At 62.1% G+C, this 24134-nt stretch carries 23 protein-coding genes; 10 read left to right on the top strand and 13 right to left on the bottom strand.

All coding sequences use genetic code 11. The annotated features are described in order from the left end of the window. Nucleotides 1-37 precede the first annotated feature (37 nt). From BM416_RS11310 to def, 5 genes are all read right to left on the bottom strand, one after another. A complete protein-coding gene (locus BM416_RS11310; RefSeq protein WP_092488126.1) occupies nucleotides 38-349 on the bottom strand; it encodes a tetratricopeptide repeat protein in 312 nt (103 codons plus the stop codon). 18 nt (nucleotides 350-367) lie between these two features. Beyond that, nucleotides 368-1741, bottom strand: a complete 1374-nt coding sequence (gene trkA, locus BM416_RS11305; protein ID WP_027608153.1) for a Trk system potassium transporter TrkA — start codon at nucleotides 1739-1741, stop codon at nucleotides 368-370. A gap of 22 nt (nucleotides 1742-1763) precedes the next feature. After that, nucleotides 1764-3074, bottom strand: coding sequence for a 16S rRNA (cytosine(967)-C(5))-methyltransferase RsmB (gene rsmB / locus BM416_RS11300; RefSeq protein ID WP_092488125.1), 1311 nt, complete (start codon nucleotides 3072-3074; stop codon nucleotides 1764-1766). Further along, on the bottom strand, nucleotides 3071-4024 hold the full coding sequence (fmt, locus tag BM416_RS11295; protein ID WP_092488124.1) for a methionyl-tRNA formyltransferase: 954 nt from the start codon (nucleotides 4022-4024) through the stop codon (nucleotides 3071-3073). Before fmt ends, rsmB begins: the two co-directional genes overlap by 4 nt. A gap of 69 nt (nucleotides 4025-4093) precedes the next feature. Next, nucleotides 4094-4600 (bottom strand): peptide deformylase, encoded by a 507-nt coding sequence (gene def / locus BM416_RS11290; protein ID WP_005783383.1) that lies wholly within the window; start codon nucleotides 4598-4600, stop codon nucleotides 4094-4096. 253 nt (nucleotides 4601-4853) lie between these two features. Here def and dprA point away from each other — a divergent pair, with 253 nt between their 5' ends. Together dprA and BM416_RS11280 are read left to right on the top strand one after the other, a co-directional pair. Further along, nucleotides 4854-5957 (top strand): DNA-processing protein DprA, encoded by a 1104-nt coding sequence (gene dprA, locus BM416_RS11285; protein WP_092488123.1) that lies wholly within the window; start codon nucleotides 4854-4856, stop codon nucleotides 5955-5957. Nucleotides 5958-6032: 75 nt separating this feature from the next. Beyond that, a complete protein-coding gene (locus BM416_RS11280; RefSeq protein ID WP_027608149.1) occupies nucleotides 6033-6590 on the top strand; it encodes an L-threonylcarbamoyladenylate synthase type 1 TsaC in 558 nt (185 codons plus the stop codon). 104 nt (nucleotides 6591-6694) lie between these two features. Here BM416_RS11280 and BM416_RS11275 read toward each other — a convergent pair whose 3' ends face one another. Then, a complete protein-coding gene (locus BM416_RS11275) occupies nucleotides 6695-7672 on the bottom strand; it encodes a quinone oxidoreductase family protein (protein WP_065926821.1) in 978 nt (325 codons plus the stop codon). 176 nt (nucleotides 7673-7848) lie between these two features. Between BM416_RS11275 and hemF the strand changes: the two genes are divergently transcribed. Both hemF and aroE read left to right on the top strand, forming a co-directional pair. Beyond that, nucleotides 7849-8781 carry an oxygen-dependent coproporphyrinogen oxidase gene (hemF, locus tag BM416_RS11270; RefSeq protein WP_027608147.1) on the top strand — a complete coding sequence of 311 codons (933 nt, stop codon included), beginning with the start codon at nucleotides 7849-7851 and terminating at the stop codon, nucleotides 8779-8781. Further along, nucleotides 8781-9602, top strand: coding sequence for a shikimate dehydrogenase (aroE, locus tag BM416_RS11265; RefSeq protein ID WP_092488122.1), 822 nt, complete (start codon nucleotides 8781-8783; stop codon nucleotides 9600-9602). The genes hemF and aroE overlap by 1 nt, the downstream gene beginning before the upstream one ends. Here aroE and BM416_RS11260 read toward each other — a convergent pair whose 3' ends face one another. The 3 genes from BM416_RS11260 to betC form a co-directional block, all read right to left on the bottom strand. Next, the gene (locus BM416_RS11260; protein WP_092488121.1) at nucleotides 9603-11171 is read right to left on the bottom strand and encodes a SulP family inorganic anion transporter; all 1569 of its coding nucleotides are present in this window, start codon (nucleotides 11169-11171) and stop codon (nucleotides 9603-9605) included. Nucleotides 11172-11330: 159 nt separating this feature from the next. Then, nucleotides 11331-12245, bottom strand: coding sequence for a choline ABC transporter substrate-binding protein (gene choX / locus BM416_RS11255; protein ID WP_092488120.1), 915 nt, complete (start codon nucleotides 12243-12245; stop codon nucleotides 11331-11333). A gap of 16 nt (nucleotides 12246-12261) precedes the next feature. Next, nucleotides 12262-13776, bottom strand: a complete 1515-nt coding sequence (gene betC / locus BM416_RS11250; RefSeq protein ID WP_092488119.1) for a choline-sulfatase — start codon at nucleotides 13774-13776, stop codon at nucleotides 12262-12264. A 103-nt stretch (nucleotides 13777-13879) separates the two neighbouring features. Between betC and BM416_RS11245 the strand changes: the two genes are divergently transcribed. The 6 genes from BM416_RS11245 (at nucleotide 13880) to BM416_RS11220 (ending at nucleotide 19575) form a co-directional block, all read left to right on the top strand. After that, complete coding sequence (locus BM416_RS11245) at nucleotides 13880-14830, top strand: choline sulfate utilization transcriptional regulator (RefSeq protein ID WP_092488118.1); 951 nt, start codon at nucleotides 13880-13882, stop codon at nucleotides 14828-14830. Between the two features lie 31 nt (nucleotides 14831-14861). Continuing rightward, nucleotides 14862-15188 carry a DOPA 4,5-dioxygenase family protein gene (locus BM416_RS11240; RefSeq protein WP_027608141.1) on the top strand — a complete coding sequence of 109 codons (327 nt, stop codon included), beginning with the start codon at nucleotides 14862-14864 and terminating at the stop codon, nucleotides 15186-15188. A gap of 177 nt (nucleotides 15189-15365) precedes the next feature. Continuing rightward, the gene (locus BM416_RS11235) at nucleotides 15366-16331 is read left to right on the top strand and encodes a 2-dehydro-3-deoxygalactonokinase (RefSeq protein WP_092488117.1); all 966 of its coding nucleotides are present in this window, start codon (nucleotides 15366-15368) and stop codon (nucleotides 16329-16331) included. A 1-nt stretch (nucleotide 16332) separates the two neighbouring features. Beyond that, nucleotides 16333-16953: a 2-dehydro-3-deoxy-6-phosphogalactonate aldolase gene (locus tag BM416_RS11230; RefSeq protein ID WP_092488116.1), complete on the top strand. Its 621-nt coding sequence runs from the start codon at nucleotides 16333-16335 to the stop codon at nucleotides 16951-16953. A 47-nt stretch (nucleotides 16954-17000) separates the two neighbouring features. Then, complete coding sequence (gene dgoD / locus BM416_RS11225) at nucleotides 17001-18149, top strand: galactonate dehydratase (RefSeq protein ID WP_003170741.1); 1149 nt, start codon at nucleotides 17001-17003, stop codon at nucleotides 18147-18149. A gap of 115 nt (nucleotides 18150-18264) precedes the next feature. Continuing rightward, nucleotides 18265-19575 carry an MFS transporter gene (locus tag BM416_RS11220; protein WP_092488115.1) on the top strand — a complete coding sequence of 437 codons (1311 nt, stop codon included), beginning with the start codon at nucleotides 18265-18267 and terminating at the stop codon, nucleotides 19573-19575. A gap of 36 nt (nucleotides 19576-19611) precedes the next feature. Here the strand turns inward: BM416_RS11220 and BM416_RS11215 are convergent, their stop codons facing one another. From BM416_RS11215 to trpB, 4 genes are all read right to left on the bottom strand, one after another. Continuing rightward, nucleotides 19612-21264, bottom strand: a complete 1653-nt coding sequence (locus BM416_RS11215) for an FAD-binding oxidoreductase (protein ID WP_092488114.1) — start codon at nucleotides 21262-21264, stop codon at nucleotides 19612-19614. Nucleotides 21265-21428: 164 nt separating this feature from the next. After that, entirely contained in the window at nucleotides 21429-21869 is a 441-nt protein-coding gene (locus BM416_RS11210; RefSeq protein WP_027608136.1) for an anti-virulence regulator CigR family protein, read from the bottom strand. A gap of 135 nt (nucleotides 21870-22004) precedes the next feature. Then, complete coding sequence (gene trpA, locus BM416_RS11205; RefSeq protein WP_065926830.1) at nucleotides 22005-22814, bottom strand: tryptophan synthase subunit alpha; 810 nt, start codon at nucleotides 22812-22814, stop codon at nucleotides 22005-22007. Further along, a complete protein-coding gene (gene trpB / locus BM416_RS11200; RefSeq protein ID WP_027608134.1) occupies nucleotides 22815-24041 on the bottom strand; it encodes a tryptophan synthase subunit beta in 1227 nt (408 codons plus the stop codon). It lies immediately after the preceding gene. Nucleotides 24042-24134: the final 93 nt, after the last annotated feature.

Here is a 24134-nt window from a genome sequence, read left to right as displayed (position 1 = left end):
TGGGAGGGGGCTTGCCCCTCCCACATTTTTGATCTGCTCAGGCCTGGCGCTCGAGTTTCTTCAGGAACACCGTCATCTCTTTCTCGGCCTGCTTGTCGCCATGGGCCTGGGCCGCTTCGATGCCCTTCTCCCACGCTTGTCGCGCCGCGGCGTTATCACCCTGCCCCAGCTGCGCCTTGCCCAACAATTTCCACGCCGCCGAATACTTCGGATCGAACTCGACGCATTTGTGCAAATGCTCCGCCGCCTTGGCATTGTCCTTCAGATCCAGATAACCCTTGCCCAGCCCAAAGCGCAGCAGGGAATTATCCACACCCTTGGCGAGCATTTTTTCCAGGGATTCGAGCATGTCGGTCACTCCGGTTGATCAGAAAAAGCTCAATCCCACGTGGAACAGCTTCTCCACATCGCGGATATGTTTTTTATCCACCAGGAACAGGATCACGTGGTCACCCGTGGCGATCACCGTGTCGTCGTGGGCGATGATCACTTCCTCATCACGAATGATTGCGCCAATGGTGGTGCCCGGCGGCAGGCCTATATCGCGGATGGCCTTGCCGATCACTTTGCTCGACTTCGAATCACCGTGGGCAATCGCTTCGATGGCTTCCGCCGCACCCCGGCGCAGGGAGTGCACGCTGACGATATCGCCACGGCGCACGTGGGCAAGCAAGGTGCCGATGGTGGCCAGTTGCGGGCTGATGGCGATGTCGATATCGCCGCCCTGGATCAGGTCGACATAGGCCGGGTTGTTGATGATGGTCATGACCTTCTTGGCCCCCAGCCGCTTGGCCAGCAGCGACGACATGATGTTGGCTTCGTCATCGTTGGTCAGGGCCAGGAAGATATCCGCGTCGGCGATGTTTTCTTCCATCAGCAGGTCGCGGTCCGAGGCACTGCCTTGCAGTACGACCGTGCTGTCCAGGGTGTCGGACAAATGCCGGCAGCGTGCCGGGCTCATCTCGATGATCTTCACCTGGTAGCGACTCTCGATCGCTTCGGCCAGGCGCTCGCCAATCTGCCCGCCGCCGGCGATGACGATGCGTTTGTAGCTCTCATCGAGCCGACGCATTTCACTCATGACGGCACGAATATTCGCTTTGGCAGCGATGAAGAATACTTCGTCATCGGCCTCGATCACCGTATCGCCCTGGGGCAGGATCGGCCGGTCACGTCGGAAAATCGCGGCTACGCGGGTTTCCACATTCGGCATGTGTTCACGCAGTTGACGCAATTGCTGACCCACCAGCGGCCCACCGTAGTAGGCCTTCACCGCCACCAATTGCGCCTTGCCGCCGGCGAAGTCGATCACCTGCAAGGCGCCCGGGATTTCGATCAGGCGCTTGATGTAGTGGGTGACTACCTGTTCCGGGCTGATCAGCACGTCCACGGGGATAGCGTCGTTATCGAACAGACCGGCGCGGGTCAGGTAGGCGGCTTCACGCACCCGGGCGATCTTGGTCGGGGTGTGGAACAGGGTGTGGGCGACCTGGCAGGCGACCATATTGGTCTCGTCGCTGTTGGTGACCGCGACGAGCATGTCGGCGTCGTCGGCACCCGCCTGACGCAGCACGGTGGGAAACGACGCCCGGCCTTGTACGGTGCGGATATCCAGGCGGTCGCCGAGGTTGCGCAGGCGCTCGGCATCGGTGTCGACCACGGTGATGTCATTGGCTTCACTGGCCAAATGTTCGGCCAGTGTGCCGCCAACCTGCCCTGCTCCAAGGATGATGATTTTCATCCGGTCACTCCCTTAAACCCGTTCAGCCGCGCGCGGCGGCGATCTTGATCAGTTTGGCGTAGTAGAAACCATCATGCCCGCCTTCCTGCGCGAGTAACTGGCGGCCATGGGGCTGCTTGATACCGGCGGCCGTGGCGAGGTCCAGTTCCCGTGCGCCGCTGGTGCGGGCGAGAAAGGCTTCGATCACCTCGGTGTTTTCGGTGGGCAAGGTGGAGCAGGTGGCGTAAAGCAGGATGCCGCCGACTTCGAGGGTCGGCCACAGTGCGTCGAGCAGTTCGCCTTGCAGCACCGCCAGGGCGGCGATGTCATCGGGTTGGCGGGTGAGCTTGATGTCCGGGTGACGGCGGATCACACCGGTGGCGGAACACGGCGCGTCGAGCAGGATGCGTTGGAACGGTTTGCCGTCCCACCAGGTGGCGGTGTCGCGGCCGTCGGCAGCGATCAGCTCGGCGCTGAGGCCCAGGCGTGCGAGGTTCTCCCGTACACGCACCAGGCGCTTGGCTTCCAGATCGACCGCCACTACACCGGCCAGGTCCTTTTCAACTTCGAGGATGTGACAGGTCTTACCGCCCGGAGCACAGCAGGCGTCCAGTACACGCTGACCGGGAGCCAGGTCGAGCAGGTCGGCGGCCAGTTGCGCGGCCTCGTCCTGCACACTGATCCAGCCTTCGGCGAAGCCCGGCAGGCTGCGCACGTCGGTGGCCGCTTCCAGCACGATGCCGTCGCTGCTGTACACGCACGGCGTAGCGTTAATACCTGCGCTCGTCAGCAAGTGCAGATACGCATCACGGCTGTGATGGCGGCGGTTGACCCGCAGGATCATCGGCGGGTGCGCGTTGTTGGCCGCGCAAATGGCTTCCCATTGCTCGGGCCAGAAGGCCTTCAGGGATTTTTGCAGCCAGCGCGGGTGAGCGGTGCGCACCACCGGGTCATGTTCCAACTCGGCCAGCAGTCCTTCGCTTTCGCGCTGGGCGCGGCGCAGTACCGCGTTGAGCAGGGCCTTGGCCCAGGGCTTTTTCAGCTTGTCGGCGCAACCGACGGTTTCACCGATGGCGGCGTGGGCCGGCACGCGGGTGTAGAGCAGCTGATAGAGACCGACCAGCAGCAGCGCCTCGACATCAGCATCGGCCGCCTTGAACGGTTTTTGCAGCAGCTTGGCTGCCAGCGCCGACAACCGTGGCTGCCAGCGGGCGGTGCCGAAGGCCAGGTCCTGGGTGAAACCACGATCGCGGTCTTCAACCTTGTCCAACTGCGTGGGCAGCGAACTGTTCAGCGAAGCCTTGCCGTTGAGTACGGCGGCCAGGGCCTTGGCGGCGGCCAGACGCGGGTTCATTGGGCTGCCACCCCGAGGATCGTGCCCAGGGAAAATTTCTCACGGCGACTGTTGTACAAATCGCTGAAATTAAGCGCCTTGCCACCGGGCAATTGCAGACGGGCCAGGCACAGCGCCTGTTCGCCGCAAGCGACCAGCAGCCCCTCCTTGCTGGCACCGATGATTTCACCGGGTGTGCCTTTGCCGTCGGCCAAGGTCGCGGCCAACACTTTCAAGGCTTCGCCATTGAGGGTGCTGTGGCAGATCGGCCACGGGTTGAAGGCACGCACCAGGCGTTCCAGCTCCACAGCCGGGCGGCTCCAGTCGATGCGGGCTTCGTCCTTGTTCAGCTTGTGGGCGTAGGTGGCCAGGCTGTCGTCCTGCACCTCACCTTGCAGGGTTCCGGCAGCGAGACCGGCAATAGCCTGGATCACGGCGGGCGGGCCCATCTCGGCGAGGCGGTCGTGCAGGCTGCCACCGGTGTCTTGGGCCGTGATCGGGGTAGTGACCTTGAGCAGCATCGGGCCGGTGTCCAAACCCGCCTCCATGCGCATCACGGTCACGCCGCTTTCGCTGTCGCCTGCCTCCACGGCACGCTGGATCGGTGCCGCACCGCGCCAGCGTGGCAGCAGTGAGGCGTGGCTGTTGATACAGCCCAGGCGTGGAATATCCAGCACGACCTGGGGCAGGATCAAACCGTAGGCCACCACCACCAGCAAGTCCGGTTGCAGCGCCGCCAGTTCAGCCTGGGCCTCGGCGTTGCGCAGGGTCGGCGGTTGCAGCACGGGAATGTCGTGCTCAAGCGCCAACTGCTTGACCGGGCTCGGCATCAGTTTTTGCCCGCGACCGGCCGGGCGATCCGGCTGGGTGTACACCGCGACGATGTCATAAGGGCTGGCAAGCAGGGCCTTGAGGTGTTCGGCGGCAAATTCAGGCGTGCCGGCAAAAACAATGCGCAATGGCTCGGTCATGGGAGGTCTCGGTTAAAAGCAGTCACAAAAGAAAAAGGCTTGCCGCAGCAAGCCTTTGGAAGGCGGGCATCAAGCTTGCTGGCGATGCTTTTTTTCCAGCTTCTTCTTGATCCGGTCGCGTTTGAGCGTGGACAGGTAATCGACAAACAGCTTGCCGTTGAGGTGGTCGCATTCGTGCTGGATGCACACGGCCAGCAGGCCTTCGGCAATCAGTTCGAACGGCTTGCCATCGCGGTCGAGGGCCTTGATCTTCACGCGCAGCGGGCGCTCGACGTTCTCGTAGAACTCCGGTACCGAGAGGCAGCCTTCCTGGTATTCGCCCATCTCGTCGGTCAGCGGTTCGAACTCGGGGTTGATGTACACCCGCGGTTCGCTGCGATCTTCCGACAGGTCCATGACCACGACGCGCAGATGCACATTGACCTGGGTGGCGGCGAGGCCGATACCAGGCGCTTCATACATTGTTTCAAACATGTCATCGACCAGCTGACGAACCTTGTCGTCCACTACGGCCACCGGCTTGGCGATTGTGCGCAGGCGCGAGTCGGGGAATTCGAGGATGTTCAAAATAGCCATAAGCGTAATTGCTGCACATGTGAGGTAAAGGCAAATCGGCAGTGGGAATGGACCCATACGGCCGGTGTGAAACGCCCGAAAGCCGCGAAGGCTGTGCATTTCACGCGAACGCACATAATAAAGGAGATTCGCCCCATGAGGAAATCGCTACTTATCCCCCCGTTTCGAGACTGCCCCTCGACCGCAATAAATAGCCTGCTAAATAAGTTACCAACAGAGTTATCCACAGCTTGTTCCGGTCAAGGATGGTCAGATGCTTTCGAAAAACTGCAATGAAATTTCTCCTTCAGAACTGGAAGCCCGCCTACGCCTGCACAGGCTGCCGGAGGTAGGCCCGAAGCGTTTTCGGTTGTTGATCGAAGCGTTCGGCAGCGCTTCAAAGGCCATCGGTGCCCCGGCCAGCGCGTGGCGCTCCTTGGGGTTGTCACCCATCAGCGCCGATGCCCGCCGTAGCCATGAGATCCGCGACGGCGCCAGTGAGGCGTTGGCCTGGTTGGAACGTCCGGACCAGCATTTGCTGATGTGGGACCAACCTGAGTACCCGGCACTGCTCGCCCAGATAGATGACGCCCCGCCGCTTTTATTCGTCGCCGGCGACCCCGGGATCCTGGAAAAACCGCAACTGGCGATAGTCGGCAGCCGCCGTGCATCCCGCCCCGGCATGGACACGGCCGCTGCATTTTCCCGCAGTCTGGCGAGCGCCGGTTTTGTCATCACCAGTGGCCTTGCGCTGGGTATCGACGGTGCGGCCCATCAAGCCGCTTTGGATGTGGGGGGTCATACAATCGGCGTGCTCGGCACGGGCCTGGAAAATCTTTATCCACAGCGCCATCGACGGCTTGCGGCGGCGATGATTGCCCAAGGCAGCGCCGTGGTTTCGGAGTTTCCGCTGGACGCCGCGCCCCAGGCCGGTAACTTCCCCCGGCGCAACCGCATCATCAGCGGCCTGTCCCTGGGCGTGCTGGTGGTGGAGGCCAGCATGGCCAGCGGCTCGCTGATCACCGCCAAGCTCGCGGCCGAGCAAGGGCGCGAGGTGTATGCAATCCCGGGCTCCATCCATCATCCGGGGGCCAAGGGGTGTCACCAGTTGATCCGTGATGGGGCGATGCTGGTGGAAACCATTGAACACATCCTCGAAGGTTTGCGTGGCTGGCAGGCATTGTCGCGCCCGGCGCCGATGCCTGTGATACATCCGTTGGTGGCGCTGTTGCACGCGGCGCCCCATACCAGCGAAGCCCTGGCGCTTGCCAGTGGGCGGCCGTTGGCCCAGGTGTTGGCGACCCTCACGGAGTTGGAGCTTGAAGGCCTGGTGATTTGCGAAAGCGGGCGCTGGCTTGCGCGTGGCCAGCTTTTGTAGCGGCCAGTTTTTTGGAACTAGGTTTTGTAAAGAAGATCGGTAAACTGCCCAGAGCTTTAGTCCGGAGAGTAAACAATGGTCAACAGGTGGCGTGTGCTGGAAGCCGCACGAGAAATTCGCGCAGGCGCGGTGATTGCCTATCCAACCGAAGCGGTCTGGGGCCTGGGTTGCGATCCCTGGAACGAAGAAGCGGTGGATCGGCTGCTGGCGATCAAGAACCGTTCGGTGGACAAGGGCCTGATCCTGGTGGCAGACAATATTCGCCAGTTCGACTTTCTGTTCGAAGACTTCCCGGATACCTGGATCGAACGCATGGCCAGCACCTGGCCCGGACCGAATACGTGGCTGGTGCCGCATCAGGATTTGTTGCCGGAGTGGGTCACCGGTGTGCACGACACGGTGGCGCTGCGGGTGAGCGATCATCCGCTGGTACGGGACTTGTGCGCGCTGGTGGGGCCGTTGATCTCCACCTCAGCCAACCCCCAGGGCCGCCCGGCGGCGCGCACGCGGATTCGTGTGGAGCAGTACTTTCGCGGGCAGGTGGATCTGGTTCTGGGTGGTGCCCTGGGTGGGCGCAAGAACCCGAGCCTGATTCGCGATTTGGCAACGGGTGAGGTGGTGCGGCCTTCCTGAGACCGCGTCGCACCCATTGCGGGCAAGTGCCCTCTCACATTTGAACCGTGTCCGTCATGACAACACGGTCAAATGTGGGAGGGGGCTTGCCCCCGAAGAGGCCCTCAAGGCAACAGAATGGTCGACCCAGTGGTACGCCGTCCCGACAACTCCGTCTGTGCCTTCGCCGCGTCCGCCAGCGAATACCGCTGGTTGATATCAATACGCACCTTGCCGCTCTTGATCATCGAAAACAGATCATCCGCCATCACCTGCAGGTTTGCCGGATTGTTGGCGTAGGTCGCCAGGGTCGGCCGTGTCACGTACAGCGAGCCTTTGGCCGCGAGTATCCCCAGGTTCACCCCATCCACCGCGCCCGACGCATTGCCAAAGCTCACCACCAGGCCACGTGGCGCCACGCTGTCCAATGAGGTCAGCCAGGTGTCCTTGCCGACACCGTCGTAGACCACGGGCACCTTTTTGCCGTCAGTCAACTCCAGCACGCGCTGTGCGACATTTTCCTTGCTGTAGTCGATGGTTTCCCATGCGCCGAGGGATTTGGCCAGGGCGGCTTTTTCTGGCGAGCTCACGGTACCGATCAGCTTCACACCCAGTGCCTTGGCCCATTGGCAGGCCAGGGAACCCACGCCACCGGCGGCGGCGTGGAACAGGATGGTCTCGCCACCTTTGAGCTCATAGGTCTGGCGCAGCAGGTATTGCACGGTCAGGCCCTTGAGCATGGCGCCGGCGGCTTGTTCGAAGCTGATGTCGTCCGGCAGGTGCACCAGGTTGGCGGCGGGCAGCACGTGCAACTCGCTGTAGGCCCCAAGTGGGCCGCTGCCGTAGGCCACGCGGTCGCCGACTTTAAATTGCGTGACTTCGCTGCCCACCGCATCAACCACACCGGCGCCTTCTGCGCCCAGCCCCGATGGCAGGGCCGGCGGCGCGTAAAGGCCACTGCGGAAATAGGTATCGATGAAATTCAGGCCAATCGCCTCGTTACGCACTCGAACCTGCTGCGGGCCGGGCTCTGCCGGTGTGTAGTCCACATATTCAAGTACGTCGGGGCCGCCATGGGCGCTGAACTGGATACGTTTGGCCATCTGCACTTCTCCTGAGGTCGAATTCGCGTAGCCCCCTATCGGACTCCTAAGCTTGATCTTCGTCAACTGCGGCGCTCCTAAGTGCAGTGCTGTCCAAGTGCAGTGGTATCCTGTGCGCCCATTTGCCGCCGACGCCCCACGGCTTCGCGTAGCTTTGCCCGATTCAAGGTGATGTCATGACTACTCGCACCGAGGCTGTCAAAGCCTACCTGCTCGACCTGCAAGACCGCATTTGCAGCGCCCTGGAAACCTTCGAGACGGACACTCGCTTTATCGAAGACGCCTGGACCCGGCCTGCCGGCGGCGGCGGTCGCACCCGTGTGATCGAGAACGGCTCGGTCATCGAAAAGGGCGGCGTTAACTTTTCCCACGTGTTCGGCAGCGGCCTCCCACCGTCAGCCAGTGCGCATCGCCCCGAGCTGGCCGGTCGCGGGTTTGAAGCCCTGGGCGTGTCGCTGGTGATTCATCCGCACAACCCACACGTGCCGACGTCCCACGCCAACGTGCGTTTTTTCATCGCCGAAAAAGAAGGCGAAGAGCCGGTGTGGTGGTTCGGTGGCGGCTTCGACCTCACGCCCTACTATGGCAACGAAGAAGACTGCATTCACTGGCACCGCGTGGCCGAGCAGGCCTGCGCGCCGTTTGGCCCGGACGTTTACTCGCGCTACAAGGCCTGGTGCGATACCTACTTCCACATCAAGCACCGCAACGAGCCCCGTGGTATCGGCGGCCTGTTCTTCGATGACTTGAACGAGTGGGACTTCGACACCTGCTTCGCGTTTATCCGCGCCATCGGCGATGCCTACATCGACGCCTACCTGCCGATTGTGCAGCGCCGCAAAGCCGCCGCGTATACCGAACAGCAACGCCAGTTCCAGGAATTCCGTCGCGGCCGCTACGTTGAATTCAACCTGGTGTATGACCGTGGCACCCTGTTCGGCCTGCAGTCGGGCGGGCGTACCGAGTCGATCCTGATGTCGCTGCCGCCCCAGGTGCGCTGGAGCTACGACTGGAAAGCCGAGGCCGGCAGCGAAGAAGCACGCCTCACCGACTACTTCCTGCAAGACCGCGATTGGCTGGGCATCGCCGCGCCCAAGGCGGCTGTCTGATGGATCGTTATGTGGTGTTCGGCAACCCCATCGGCCACAGCAAGTCGCCGCTGATTCACCGTATGTTCGCCGAGCAGACCGGCGAGCAACTGGACTACAGCACCTTGCTCGCGCCCCTTGAGGATTTCACCGGCTGTGCCCGTGAGTTTTTCCAACAGGGCCGAGGTGCCAACGTCACCGTGCCGTTCAAGGAAGACGCCTACCGCCTGGCCAACAGCCTCACCGAACGGGGCCAGCGCGCCGGGGCGGTGAACACCTTGAGCAAACTGGCCGACGGTACGTTGCTCGGCGACAACACCGACGGCGCCGGCCTGGTGCGTGACCTGACGGTAAACGCCGGCTTGAATCTGCAAGGCAAACGCATCCTGTTGCTGGGCGCGGGTGGCGCGGTAAGGGGCGCGTTGGAGCCGTTGCTGGCTGAACGGCCCGCTTCGTTGATCATCGCCAACCGCACCGTGGAAAAAGCCGAATTGCTCGCCGAGCTGTTCGACGACCTGGGCCCGGTGTCCGCCAGTGGTTTCGACTGGCTGCGTGAGCCGGTGGACGTGATCATCAATGCCACGTCCGCCAGCCTGTCAGGCGATGTACCGCCGATTGCCGGCAGCCTGATCGAACCGGGCAAGACGTTTTGCTACGACATGATGTACGCCAAGGAACCGACTGCGTTCTGCCGTTGGGCCAGTGAGCAAGGCGCAGCCGTGGCGATGGACGGCCTGGGCATGCTGGTGGAGCAGGCGGCTGAAGCGTTCTTCCTGTGGCGCGGTGTGCGCCCGGATTCGGCGCCGGTGTTGGCTGAACTGCGCCGGCAGTTAGCGCAGTAATCAATCTTCAAACTGGATGGGGCATTTATCGGCCCCCTCCAGTTTTTTCAACTCCTCCACCACCTGCGGCCTGGCGCGGCGCAATGTCAGGCTACGGCCCAGCCCGCTTAAACGACGCGCCTCCTGGTGCAGCATCTCCACCCCGGAATAGTCGATAAAGTTGATCTGCTGCGCCTCGATCACCACCCGTTCACCCTGCAAGCTTTGCAGGCGTACTTGCAGGTAATGGCTGGCGCCAAAGAAGATCGACCCACCGACGCGCAACACATCCTCTTCCCCATCACGCCATTGCTGTACCCGTGGTTGCGACGTGCGCTTGAGGTAGAAAAACAACGACGCCAACACCCCCGCATAAATCGCCGTTTGCAACTCCAGCAACAAGGTGGCGACACAGGTCAGGCTCATCACTACGAACTCTGCGCGGCTCACGCGGAACAACGCACGAATACCCCGACGATCCACCAGGCCCCAGGAAATCAGCAAGATGCTGGCGGCCATGCTCGGGATCGGAATATGTGCGATCAATGCCGCGCCAAACAGCGCAAACAAGGCCACCCATACTGCGGAAAACACCCCGGCCAACGGCGAACAGGCACCCGCCTCATAGCTGAGGCCGGAGCGGGTGAACGACCCTGCCGACAGATACCCGGAGAAAAATCCGCCAACGATATTGGATAAACCCTGCGCACGAACTTCCTGGTTGGCATCGAGCAATTGTTGCGAACGGGCCGACAGCGAACGGGCAATCGACAGGCTGGTCACCAGCCCCAGCATGCCCACCGCAACGGCGCTGGGCAGCAGGCGCAGGATCATGTCCGGATCCAGCGGCAATGGGCTGAACGGTGGCAGCTTGCCGATAAACGAACTGACCAGCGCCACATGCCCGAACATCGTCGGCCATAGCCACGTTGCCAGGCTACCCAGGGTCAGTGCGATCAGTAGCGTTGGCCAGCGAGGCACAAGGTATTTGAGCAACGCGCCCACCAGCAAAGTACCGAGCCCAAGGGCAAGGGATGCATGGTCCCACTCGCCAGCGTGGTCGATCAGCGCCAGCAGGCTATTGATCGCTGTGGCCTGGCTCGGTAAATCCAGGCCCAGCAGGTTGGGCAGCTGCCCGAGGGCAATCACCACGGCAGCACCGAGGGTGAAACCCAGCACCACCGAATGCGAGACAAAGTTCACCAGCGCGCCAAAGCGCAGCATGCCCAGCAGCCACTGGAATACCCCGGCGAGGAATGTCAGCAACAGGATCAGGGTGATGTAGTCCTGAGACCCCGGCACGGCCAACGGGCTGACGCTGGCGTACAGCACGATGGAAATCGCTGCCGTGGGGCCACAGATCAGGTGCCAGGATGAACCCCACAGGCAGGCGATCAGCACCGGGATGATGGCGGCATACAGACCGTACTCCGGTGGGAGACCGGCGATCAGCGCGTAGGCAATCGACTGGGGCAGCGCGAGCACGGCGCCGCTGAGGCCGACCAGCGCGTCCCGGCCCACAGTGGCTCGGGTTTGACGTGGGAGCCAGCTGAGGAAGGGGAAGAGTGTATGGCGGTTGGGCCGGGGCATTTATAACTCGGCTGAAAAGGTTTGACTCAGGGTATCAGTACACACTGGTCCTTGTGGGAAGGGGCTTGCTCCCGATATAGGTGGACCCGTCTAAATCTCTCTGACTGGCACTCCGCTATCGGGAGCAAGCCCCCTCCCACATTGGAATAGCGCAAGGCCCTAGAGTTTGGCCTTTACTGCCGGCAACGCATCCTGGCCATCCACCGTTTTCACGCCGTCGAGCCATTTGTCCAATACAGCCGGGTTCGCCTTGATCCACGCCTTCGCCGCGTCGGCATTGCTGACCTTGTTGTTGGCCACCTCAGCCATGATGCTGTTCTCCATCTCCTGGGTGAAACTCAGGTTGGTCAACAGTTTGCCAACGTTAGGGCAGGCCTGCGCATACCCTTTGCGGGTCAAGGTATACACGCTGCCGGTGTCACCGAAGTATTTCTCGCCGCCTTTGAGATAGTGCATTTTCAGTTGCACGTTCATCGGGTGTGGCGTCCAGCCGAGGAAGGTGACGAAACGCTGTTTCTTCACCGCCCGTGAGACCTCGGCGAGCATCGCCTGTTCGCTGGACTCGATCAGCTTCCACTGGCCAAGGTCGAAGTCATTCTTCTTGATGATCTCCTGCAGCGAGATATTCGCCGGCGCGCCCGAGCCGATGCCGTAGATCTTCTTGTCGAACTTGTCGGCGAATGTGTTCAAGTCGGCAAAGTCATGCACCCCGGCATCCCACACATAATCCGGCACGGCGAGGGTGAACTCGGTGCCGTCGAGGTTCTTCGCCAACTGCACCACATCGCCGTTGGCCACGAACTTGTCGTAGAAGCCCTGCTGCGCCGGCATCCAGTTGCCCAGGAATACATCCACCTGGCCGTCCTTGAGCCCGCCGAAGGTGATCGGCACCGCCAGGGTGTCGACCTTGGCCTTGTAGCCCATGCCGTTCAGCAGGAAACCGGTAATGGCGTTGGTGGCGGCAATGTCGCTCCAGCCTGGATCGGCCATCTTCACGGTCTCACAGCGGGTGTCCGCATACGCATTGGCGCTACTTAGCACCAACATGCCCACTACTGCAGTTAACTTTTGCATGGCCTTCCCTCTGTACTTATTGGTTTTGGCAGGGTTGTGGATAACGTGCCTTGCGCTCCAGGTCGTCGAGGTCGATATGGTTGCGCATGTATTGCTGACTGGCGTCCACCAGTGGCTGGTGATCCCAGCTCTTCAGCTTGCCCTGGGTCAGCGCCTCGAACACCAGGCGACGACGGCGTTGGCTGGCGAGCACCTGCTGGTGGATCGCCGGGATGTCCCATTTGGCCCGCGCTTCATTCAAAAACGCCTCGAACAGTGGCCGGTGTTCCGGTGACTGGCTGAGGTCTTCCCGCTCGTGCGGGTCGTTGTGCACATCGAACAGTAGACAAGGGTCGTCTTCGCTGTAGATGAATTTGTAGGCGCCACGGCGAATCATCATCAATGGGCTGATGGTGCCTTCGGCCATGTATTCGCCAAAGACTTCGTCATGCCCGCCCTGCCCCTGCAAGTGCGGGACCAGCGAGCGACCGTCCAGTGGCAGGCGCGGGTTCAGCTCGCCGCCGGCCAGTTCCACCAGGGTGGGCAGCAGGTCGGCGGTGGACACGGCCTGGGTCACCCGGCCCGGCGCAAATTGCCCCGGCGCACTGACCAGCAGCGGCACGCGGGCGGCCATTTCAAACCAGTGCATTTTGTACCAGAGGCCGCGCTCACCGAGCATGTCGCCGTGGTCGCCGGAGAAAATGATGATGGTGTCGTCAGCCAGGCCGGTGTCTTCCAGGGTCTGCAGCAGCTTGCCGACATTGCTGTCGATGTAGCTGCACGCGCCGAAGTAGGCGCGGCGGGCGTCGCGAATCTTATCCACAGGCAGCGGCTTGTCCCACAGGTCATAGACTTTGAGCAGGCGCTGGGAATGCGGGTCGAGGTCTGCCTGGTTCGGCGTTGCGGGCAAAGGGATGTGGTTGTCGTCGTACAGATCCCAGAACGGCTTGGGAATGGTGTACGGGTCGTGGGGATGGGTCATCGACACGGTCAGGCAGAACGGCTGGTCGCCGTCTTCGCGGATGTGGTCGAACAGGTATTGCTGGGCCTTGAACACCACCTCTTCGTCGAAATCCAGCTGGTTGGTACGCACGCACGGGCCGGCTTGCAGCACCGAGGACATGTTGTGGTACCAGGAGGGGCGTACGTCCGGTTCATCCCAGTTCACTGCCCAGCCATAGTCGGCGGGGTAGATGTCGCTGGTCAGGCGTTGTTCATAGCCGTGCAGTTGGTCGGGGCCGCAGAAGTGCATCTTGCCCGACAGCGCGGTGCGATAACCGAGGCGCCGCAGGTAGTGGGCATAGGTCGGCACATCGGCGGGAAAATCCGCCGCGTTGTCGTAGGCGCCGATCTTGCTCGGCAATTGGCCGCTGACCAGGGTGAAGCGTGAGGGGGCACACAGCGGGCTGTTGCAATAGGCCGCGTCGAACACCACGCCCTGTGCGGCGAGGCGGCTCAAATTCGGCAACTTGATCGGAGAAGGTCCGTAGAACGGCAGCAGCGGCGCGGCCATTTGATCGGCCATGATGAAAAGAATGTTCTTGCGCTTCATGGGTCTTCGGCATTCCATAGGCGGTGTTTATGCGAATGAGCATGCAGCCCATGGAAAATGGGGTAAAGCCCATAACGAGCAATGCCTAGGATAAGCACAGCTTATGTATGAAGCCCTTGGAGACCTGTCCCTCGACCTGCTACGCGCATTCGAGGCGGCCGCGCGCCATCGCAGCTTTACCGCCGCTGCGATGGAGCTGGGCACCACTCAGCCGGCGATCAGCCAGCAGATCAAGCGCCTTGAAGAACAACTGACGATCCGCCTGTTTGACCGCATCTATCGGGGCATCGAACTGACCGACGCCGGCGCCCTGCTGTTCGAGCATGTGCAAGGCGGTTTGCAGAGCATCAACCAGGGCCTCAGTGTGATTACCCAGCAGGACCAGCATGAAGTGCTGCAAGTGGCCACAGACTTTGCGTTCGCCGCCTATTGGCTGATGCCGCGCCTGCATCGCTTCCACGCCGCCAACCCGCAGGTGGACGTGAGCCTGGTAACCAGCGAGCGCAACCACGCGACACTGCGCAGCGACATCGACGTGGCGGTGCTGTTTGGCGATGGCCGTTTCAAGCAGGGCGACAGCCTGTGGCTGTTCAACGAGGAAGTGTTTCCGGTGTGCAGCCCGCAATGGCTCAAGGAGCAGGCCATGCCTTTGACTGTGCACACCTTGCCCGAGTACCCGTTGCTGCACCTGCGCCAGGAAAACAACAGTCAGTGGTTCGACTGGAGTGGCGTATTCCGCGAGCTGGGCATCACCGCCGCGCCCACGCCCGGCCAGCTGCGATTCGACAACTACACCTTATTGATCCAGGCAGCGATTGCCGGCCAAGGGGTGGCGATCGGCTGGCGCCATTTGGTGGATAACCTGCTGGAACAGAATTGGTTGTGCCGACCGATCGGCAACACGGTGGTTTCGCGCTTTGGCTATTACGTGGTGCAGCCCCAGCGCAAGCGGCGTGGGCAGTTGGTCGAACGTTTCGTCGACTGGTTGCAGGCAGAACAGGCCAGCAGCGCGCAGTCCCTGACCGGACTGGCCCTGCCGTCGATTGCGGTCTAGGATTTGCCGCACATTGGATCCGGAGTCCGTCATGCAACGTATCAAGGGCTACCATGCCCATATCTACTTTGACGCCAGCACCATCGACCAGGCGCGCACCCTATGTGAAGACGGCGCGAAACTGTTCCCGCTGCGCATGGGCCGTGTGCATGAACGGCCCGTAGGCCCGCACCCGGACTGGAGCTGCCAGCTGGCGTTCGATGCCGAATACATTGGCGTGGTGCTGCCGTGGCTGGCCCTGCATCGCAATGGGCTGGTGGTGTTCCTGCACCCCGAAACCGGCGACGAGCTGAAGGATCACACCGATCACGCGATCTGGATGGGTGCGATGCGCGAGCTGGACCTGTCGGTTTTTTAACCTCTCTTTATCAGATAAAACCCGCTTCTTCCCGCAGTAAAAGGCGAGGAAGTTGTAGGATTTATCTTGTCTTGTCTCAATATATGGGACTGTTATTTATATATTGAGATATTGCCTGCCATAGGTTTATATTCGCCCATCTGCTTTTTTCAGCACCCACTCATTTCAGGTGAAGCGATGCAGGCGCAATTGATCGCGCTCGATTGGGGGACCAGCTCCCTTCGTGCTTATAAACTCGGGCCCGCAGGCGTCGTGCTGGAACAGCGCTCGCTGGCGTCGGGCATCATGCATTTGCCCCGTGAGCCCCGGGACATCGGCGGTGTGCACTGCAGCGATGGCTTCGAGTTGGCGTTCGATGCGGCATGCGGCGACTGGCTCGAGGCCCAACCCCATCTTCCAGTGATCGCCTGCGGCATGGTCGGCAGCGCCCAGGGCTGGAGCGAGGCGGCATATCGCAATACGCCGGTCGACGTCGCCAGCCTGGGCCAGGCGTTGCACACGGTGCGCAGCTTGCGCGGCGTCGATGTGCATATCGTGCCCGGCGTGATCGAGCAGGTCGGTTTGCCCAATGTGATGCGCGGTGAAGAAACCCAGGTGCTGGGTGTGCTGCAAAGCCTGTCGGCCAGTGGTGAATTGTTGATCGGCCTGCCCGGCAGCCATTCCAAATGGGTCGAGGTGGTGAAAGGTTGCATCACCCACTTCGACACCTTCATGACCGGTGAACTGTTCGCGGTGTTGAGCAAGCACAGCCTGCTGGGACGTACGCAAAAGGTATCCGAACAGTTCCAGGCCGAGGCTTTTGACCGCGGCGTTCAAGTGGCGCTGTCGAACGATGGCCAGCGGGGCGTGCTGTCGACCTTGTTCAGTGCGCGCACCCTTGGGCTGACTGCCGAACTTACCCCTGAGCAGCAGCCCGATTACCTGTCCGGTCTGCTGATCGGCCATGAACTGGCCGGTTTGCCAGCCAGTGCACGGCTCGTCCCCATCATCCTGGTGGGCGCCGGCCCGCTTTGCGTGCGCTACCAACGCGCCCTCGCCCTCTGCGGTTTCGCCCACGTCAGCCTGGCGCAGGAAGCGACCGAGCGCGGCCTGTGGCAACTGGCAGTGGCCGCCGGGCTCACTCAACCTGCAACGGAGGCCTGACATGCTCAAGCAAGCACTGGCACAAAACGGTTTGATCGCAATCCTGCGCGGTGTGCGCCCGGACGAAGCCCAGGCGGTCGGCCAGGTGCTGTACGACGCCGGTTTTCGCGTGATCGAAGTCCCGCTCAACTCGCCCGATCCTTACACCAGCATCCGCACCCTGCGCGACAGCCTGCCCGCCGATTGCCTGATCGGCGCCGGTACGGTGTTGACGCCTGCGCAGGTCGAGCAAGTGAAAGCCGCTGGTGGCCAAGTGATCGTCATGCCCCACAGCGATGCCAAGGTCCTGCGCGCCGCTAAAGCCGCTGGCCTGTACCTGTCGCCGGGGGTGGCCACGCCCACCGAAGCGTTCGCCGCGCTGGACGAAGGCGCCCACGTGTTGAAGCTGTTCCCGGCCGAGCAAATGGGCCCTTCTGTGATCAAGGCGTGGCTGGCGGTATTGCCGGCAGGCACGTTGCTGCTGCCGGTGGGCGGCATTACCCCGGACAACATGCAGGTGTTTATCGACGCCGGCGCCAAGGGGTTCGGGCTGGGTTCCGGGTTGTTCAAACCGGGTATGACAGTGGATCAGGTAGCGAGCCGCGCCCAGGCTTATGTCGCCGCCTGGAAAGCCCTGAGCTGAGATCAAGTTCCGCGCCCCTGGCGCTGCATCTATAAGAGAGATAACAGATGAAAATCACCAAACTGACGACCTTTATCGTCCCGCCGCGCTGGTGCTTCCTCAAGGTCGAGACCGACCAGGGCGTGACCGGCTGGGGTGAGCCCGTAGTCGAAGGCCGCGCTCACACCGTGGCCGCGGCGGTCGAGGAACTGTCCGACTACCTGATCGGCAAGGACCCACGCAATATCGAAGATATCTGGACCGTGCTCTACCGCGGCGGCTTCTACCGTGGCGGTGCCGTGCACATGAGCGCCCTCGCCGGCATCGACCAGGCGCTGTGGGACATCAAGGGCAAGGCCCTGGGCGTCTCGGTCAGCGACCTGTTGGGTGGCCAGGTACGTGACAAGATTCGCGTGTACTCGTGGATCGGTGGCGACCGCCCGGCCGACACCGCCCGCGCCGCCAAAGAGGCCGTGGCCCGTGGCTTTACTGCGGTGAAAATGAACGGCACCGAAGAGTTGCAGTTCGTCGACAGCTTCGAAAAAGTCGACCTGGCCCTGGCCAACGTCGCGGCCGTGCGCGATGCGGTCGGCCCTAACGTCGGCATCGGCGTCGACTTCCATGGCCGTGTGCACAAGCCCATGGCCAAGGTGCTGATGAAAGAACTGGACCCGTACAAACTGATGTTTATCGAAGAGCCGGTGCTCAGCGAAAACTACGAAGCCCTCAAGGAACTGGCGCCCCTGACCAGCACCCCGATTGCCCTGGGCGAGCGCCTGTTCTCGCGCTGGGACTTCAAGCGCGTGCTCAGCGAAGGCTACGTCGACATCATCCAGCCGGACGCTTCCCACGCGGGCGGTATCACCGAAACCCGCAAGATCGCCAACATGGCCGAAGCCTACGACGTGGCCCTGGCCCTGCACTGCCCGCTGGGCCCGATTGCCTTGGCGGCGTGCCTGCAACTGGATGCGGTTTGCTACAACGCGTTTATCCAGGAGCAAAGCCTGGGCATTCACTACAACGAGAGCAACGACCTGCTCGACTACGTGCGCGACCCGGGCGTGTTCGACTATGACCAGGGCTTTGTGAAGATCCCCAACGGGCCGGGCCTGGGCATCGAGATCAATGAGGAATACGTGATCGAACGCGCAGCCATCGGCCATCGCTGGCGCAACCCGATCTGGCGCCACGCCGACGGCAGCTTTGCCGAGTGGTGATGTCTGCCTGAAAGAACACGGTCAAACATGTAGGAGAGGGCTTGCCCCCTCCCACATGTTGATCCGGTTTCTGCAGAAGTCCCTTCCTCAACAAATATAAGAAGAGGCACCTACCATGCAACCTGAATCCTTGAGCGGGCAGGCTTCTTTAGTCACGCCTACCCGAAAGCGCTACTTCATCATGGTGCTGCTGTTTATCACCGTGGTGATCAACTACCTCGACCGCAGCAACCTGTCGATTGCCGCCCCGGCGCTGACCAGTGAGCTGGGCATCGACCCGGTACATGTCGGGCTGATTTTCTCCGCGTTCGGCTGGACGTACGCCGCCATGCAGATCCCCGGCGGCTGGCTGGTGGACCGGGTGCCGCCGCGTATCCTCTACACCGCCGCCCTGTTGCTGTGGTCCATCGCCACCGTGATGCTCGGTTTTGCCGCCAGCTTCATTGCGCTGTTTGTACTGCGCATGGCGGTGGGTGCCCTGGAAGCACCGGCTTACCCCATCAACAGTCGCGTGGTCACCAGTTGGTTCCCCGAGCGCGAGCGCGCCACGGCCATTGGCTTCTACACCTCCGGGCAGTTTGTCGGGCTGGCGTTCCTGACGCCGGTCCTGGCCTGGTTGCAGCATCATTACGGCTGGCACATGGTGTTTGTCGTCACCGGCGGAGTGGGCATTCTGTGGGCGGCGATCTGGTATGCCGTGTATCGCGAGCCCCGAGACTTCAAAGGCGTCAACGCCGCTGAAATCGAATTGATCCGCGAAGGTGGCGGGCTGGTGGACTTGAGCGCACAAGCGGGCAAGAGCAAGGCGCCCTTCAGTTGGGTCGACCTGGGCATCGTCCTGAGCAAGCGCAAGTTGTGGGGTATCTACCTGGGGCAGTTCTGCCTGAACTCCACGTTGTGGTTCTTCCTGACCTGGTTCCCGACCTACCTGGTGAAATACCGCGGCATGGACTTCATCAAGTCCGGCATGCTCGCGTCACTGCCCTTCCTCGCGGCTTTCGTCGGCGTGCTGTGTTCGGGGTTGTTTTCCGACTGGCTGATCCGCCGTGGCGCCTCGGTGGGGTTTGCCCGCAAGTTGCCGATCATCAGCGGCCTGTTGATCTCGACGGCGATCATTGGCGCCAACTTCGTCGAATCGACACCGTTGGTCATCGCCTTCCTGGCCCTGGCGTTCTTCGGTAATGGCCTGGCCTCGATCACCTGGTCCCTGGTCTCGACCCTTGCCCCGGCACGTCTGCTGGGACTGACCGGCGGGGTGTTCAACTTCATCGGCAACCTGGCGGCGATTGCCACGCCGATCGTCATCGGTTTCCTGGCCAGCGGCGATTCGTTTGCCCCGGCGATCACTTACATCGCCGTGCTGGCGCTGTTGGGCGCACTCTCCTATGTGCTGCTGGTGGGCAAGGTCGAGCGGATCGAGCTGTAAGCCGTGGGCGGCCTGCGTGCCGCCCGTTGGCCGGGCTCAGGGCACCGACATTTCGTTACGGAACACATTCAACGGATCCCAGCGTTGCTTGGTTCGGCGCAGGCGGTTCTCGATGATCGTGTTGGGGAAGAAAATTCCATACCACAGAGGGTTCCTGGGGTTCGCGGGATTGCCACCGAGGTGGGTCATGTCCAGGTCGGGGTAGTTGATGTAGCAGCCCTCGAACTCCGGGTCATTGGGAACACCGTTGGTGAATGCAGCGTAATAGAGCCCGCGGATCCAGTCGGCATGGGCGCGGTCGATGGCGTCATCGTCGGCGTGCCAGTAACACTGCGGTTGCCATTTGAGGTACGAGGAGCGTTGCGCGGCTGACGTCTGGGCCAGGATCGGGCCGTCCATCTGGTTGATGCGTCCGCCGAACGACTGGATCTGGATCAGGCTCTGGGTCAGGTATTGCCCGGGGTCCGGCAAGGTCAGCGTCGTCCAGATCGCGTCCAGCACGCGCTGTGTAAACCCGCCTTTCTGATACGCCGATTTATACCGCCCGCGCTGATTGTCGCCGGAACCGTTGAGCGATTGGGTGGCGTACAACCAGTCCAAACGCCTGGCGGCCTCATGGGCACTCTGCAGGGAATCGATCCGGCGGCCCTTTTGCCCGCCACGTGGCTGATGCACGACGTGGAACGGCAGGAGCGACTCTGTCGCACTGACGCCCACCGCGGCCTGCATGCTGCTGACAAAGTCGTCGAAAGGCGCCAGGTCATCGAGCTTCCCGTCCTTGTCGACGTAATGAATGCCCAGGGTCACGTTGCCGGTATTGAGGTGGCGCATCTCCAGTTTGGTGGCCAGGCCCCAGGTTTTCGGGTCGGCCTGATGGTCCACGAACCAGTTTTGATAGGCATGCAGCAGACGTTCGAGGGCGGCGCGTGTGAGGTCTGACCAGTCCCATTCCAATGGCAGCCAGAGCACTTCCTCCGGGGCTGGCGGCAGCGTCTTGAAATAGTAACTGGTGATGATGCCGAACTGCCCGCCACCGGCGCCGCAACAGGCGGCGAACAGGTCCAGCTCATCGGTGTCGAGGCTGTTACGGGACACATGGACAGGTTCAAGGCCCGGGCCGGGTCCATTGGCGACCAGCAGGTCGACGCCGTCCAGCCAGTCGCAGACCAGCCCGTATTTACGCGACAACAACCCATAGCCGCCGCCGCAGATATGCCCGCCCAGTCCCACCGAATAGCAGGATCCGCTGGGCAGCGCCTTACCTGCCAATTTGTACAGCGCGACGCTGGTGTCCCAGTTCTGGCAGCCGGGCTCCAGGCGGAATGCGTAGCGATGGTGCGAGTCGGGCACCAGCACGGAGCCGATTTGCCCGTTGGGGTCATAGGCCAATTGGTTCATCTGGCCGATGTCCAGGATCGACAACACCTCGCCTGGCGCATCCGGCATCTTGTTAGAGACCAATCCTTCATAGCAATGCCCGCCGCTGCGCACGGTGATGCGGCCGTTGGGCACAGCCAGGGCCTGGGCGGCTGCGTCGAGGATGTCTTGGGGGTTGTGGCAGAGGTAGATCTGGCTGGCGCCGTTGGGTGAAGACTCGCCCTGGACGTTGCCCAATGGCCAGCGCAGGTTGAAACCCTTTTGCAACGTGGAATGACGACGGTCCGAGGGGGTGATGAGATCAAATGCCATGATGGACTCCTGGGAGACGATAATGACTTCTGATGCAGCTAACTTAACGACCGGCAACGCAAGAAGGCGTGACTTGCAGAGGTGGTTAGACGGCAATAGGCACGAAGTGCGTTGAGGGGGCGTGTGTCCCCCCTCAAGCCTAGCCTATATGGAAAAAGCCCGGATCAGTTCAGCACGCCGTCCAGAATTTCATAGACGATACCGGTACCCACCGCGATCAACACCACATCCGGCCCCGAACGGCGCCACTCATAACCCGGGTACACCGGCAGGCGCGCCAGCGCACGGTTGTCCAGGCGCTCGCCGTAGTAGCCGCGAGGCAGGGGTTGGCCGCGCACCAGGCGCACATTCGGCGGCGGCGGTGCGCCACGGGAGAACTGGCCGTGGTTGTCGTGAATGATCTGGCGTACCGGGCCGAAGTCCTGGGGCGGGCCGCCGCGACGGTTGTCCTGCGGGCCGCGATGGTCGTCGCCACGTTGCTCGTGCTGGCCCTGCGGGCCGCCACGGTCGTCACCCCGCTGGTCAGGCGGCGCGGCTTGCACCAGGGCGCTGGCGCCAAGCACCAGCACACCAAGGCCTGCAATCACGGATTTGGGCATTTTCATCGGGTATTCCTCAGGGCACACATACAAAAAAGGGATCTCGAACGCGGTTCGAAATCCCTTGGTCTTGCTGTTTAGGCCGTCATTGCGCGCGTTGATTCCTCTGTATCAGGAACTTTACCTCTCGCTACATGGTGCTTACTTACGGGCGTTGCGCACACCTTCCGACAGCGCCGCGCACAGGCTCAATACGCCATCGATTGCTTGTTGATCATTGCTGGCATTGGCGATGTGATCGATCAGGGCCGAGCCCACCACCACGCCATCGGCCAGGCGCGCGATGGCGGCCGCCTGTTCCGGTGTGCGGATACCAAAACCGATGCTGATCGGCAGGTCGGTATGCCGACGCAGGCGGGTCACGGCTTCCTCGACGTGTTCCAGGGTCGCGGCGCCAGCGCCGGTCACACCGGCCACGGATACGTAGTACACGAACCCGGAACTGCCGTTGAGCACGGTCGGCAGGCGCACGTCATCGGTGGTCGGCGTGGTCAGGCGGATAAAGTCGATACCTGCGGCCTGGGCCGGGTCGCACAGCTCGCCGTTATGTTCTGGCGGCATGTCGACCACGATCAGGCCGTCGACGCCGGCCTCTTTGGCGTCAGCGATGAACTTAGGCACACCGTATTTGTGGATCGGGTTGAAGTAGCCCATCAACACCAGCGGGGTGTCGTTGTTGTCCTTGCGGAACTCACGCACCATCTGCAGGGTTTTCAGCAGGTTCTGCTTGGCTTCCAGTGCGCGGATGTTGGCCAGTTGGATGGCCGGGCCGTCGGCCATCGGGTCGGTGAAGGGCATGCCCAACTCGATCACATCGGCGCCCGCAGCGGGCAAGCCCTTGAGGATCGCCAGCGAGGTGTCATAACCCGGGTCGCCGGCCGTGACGAAGGTCACCAGGGCGGCGCGGTTTTGTTCCTTGAGTTGCGCAAAGCGGGTTTGCAGGCGGCTCATTTAGTGTTTCTCCTGCTGAGACTGTTCCATGTGGTGCATCACGGTCTGCATGTCTTTGTCGCCACGGCCGGACAGGTTGACCACCATCAGGTGATCCTTCGGCAGGGTCGGCGCGCGCTTGAACACTTCGGCCAGGGCGTGGGCGCTTTCCAGGGCAGGAATGATCCCTTCCAGGCGGCAGCATTTGTGGAACGCGTCCAAGGCTTCATCGTCGGTCACCGAGGTGTACTGGACGCGGCCGATATCGTGCAACCAGGCGTGTTCCGGGCCGATGCCTGGGTAGTCGAGGCCGGCGGAAATCGAGTGGGCGTCGATGATCTGGCCGTCGTCGTCCTGCAGCAGGAAGGTACGGTTGCCGTGCAGCACACCCGGTACGCCACCGTTGAGGCTGGCGGCGTGCTTGCCGGTCTCGATGCCGTGGCCGGCGGCTTCAACGCCGATGATCTCGACGCTGGTGTCGTCCAGGAATGGGTGGAACAGGCCCATGGCGTTGGAGCCACCGCCGATGCATGCCACCAGGCTGTCCGGCAGGCGGCCTTCCTGGGCTTGCAGCTGGGTGCGGGTTTCCTTGCCGATCACGGCCTGGAAGTCGCGCACCATCGCCGGGTACGGGTGCGGACCGGCCACGGTGCCGATCAGGTAGAAGGTGTCGTCGACGTTGGTCACCCAGTCGCGCAGGGCTTCGTTCATGGCGTCCTTGAGGGTGCCGGTGCCGGCGACCACCGGGATCACTTCAGCGCCCAAAAGCTTCATGCGGAACACGTTGGCCTGTTGGCGCTCGATGTCGGTGGTGCCCATGTAGATCACGCACTGCAGGCCGAAACGCGCGGCCACGGTGGCCGTGGCTACGCCGTGCATACCGGCGCCGGTCTCGGCGATGATGCGTTTCTTGCCCATGCGCCGCGCCAGCAGGATCTGGCCGATGCAGTTGTTGATCTTGTGCGCGCCGGTGTGGTTCAGCTCTTCGCGCTTGAGGTAGATCTTGGCGCCGCCGCAGAACTCGGTCAGGCGCTCGGCGAAATACAGCGGGCTGGGGCGGCCGACGTAGTCGCGCTGGAAGTAGGCCAATTCTTCGTTGAACGCCGGATCGATCTTGGCCGCTTCGTATTCGCGGGCCAGGTCGAGGATCAACGGCATCAGGGTTTCGGCGACGTAGCGGCCGCCAAACGCGCCAAACAGGCCGTTGGCGTCAGGGCCGTTGCGCAGATCGGTCTGGGACTGAGTCATGGGACGCTCCAGGTAGGAATTCTGTATGGGAAGCAATGACGGCCACTCTACCCCTCACATCCGGCGCTGAAAACCGATAAGATCGCTGCAACC

This window comes from Pseudomonas sp. NFACC42-2, from assembly GCF_900116055.1.
Lineage (GTDB): Bacteria > Pseudomonadota > Gammaproteobacteria > Pseudomonadales > Pseudomonadaceae > Aquipseudomonas > Aquipseudomonas marginalis.
This window is presented reverse-complemented; position numbering and strand designations above follow the sequence as displayed.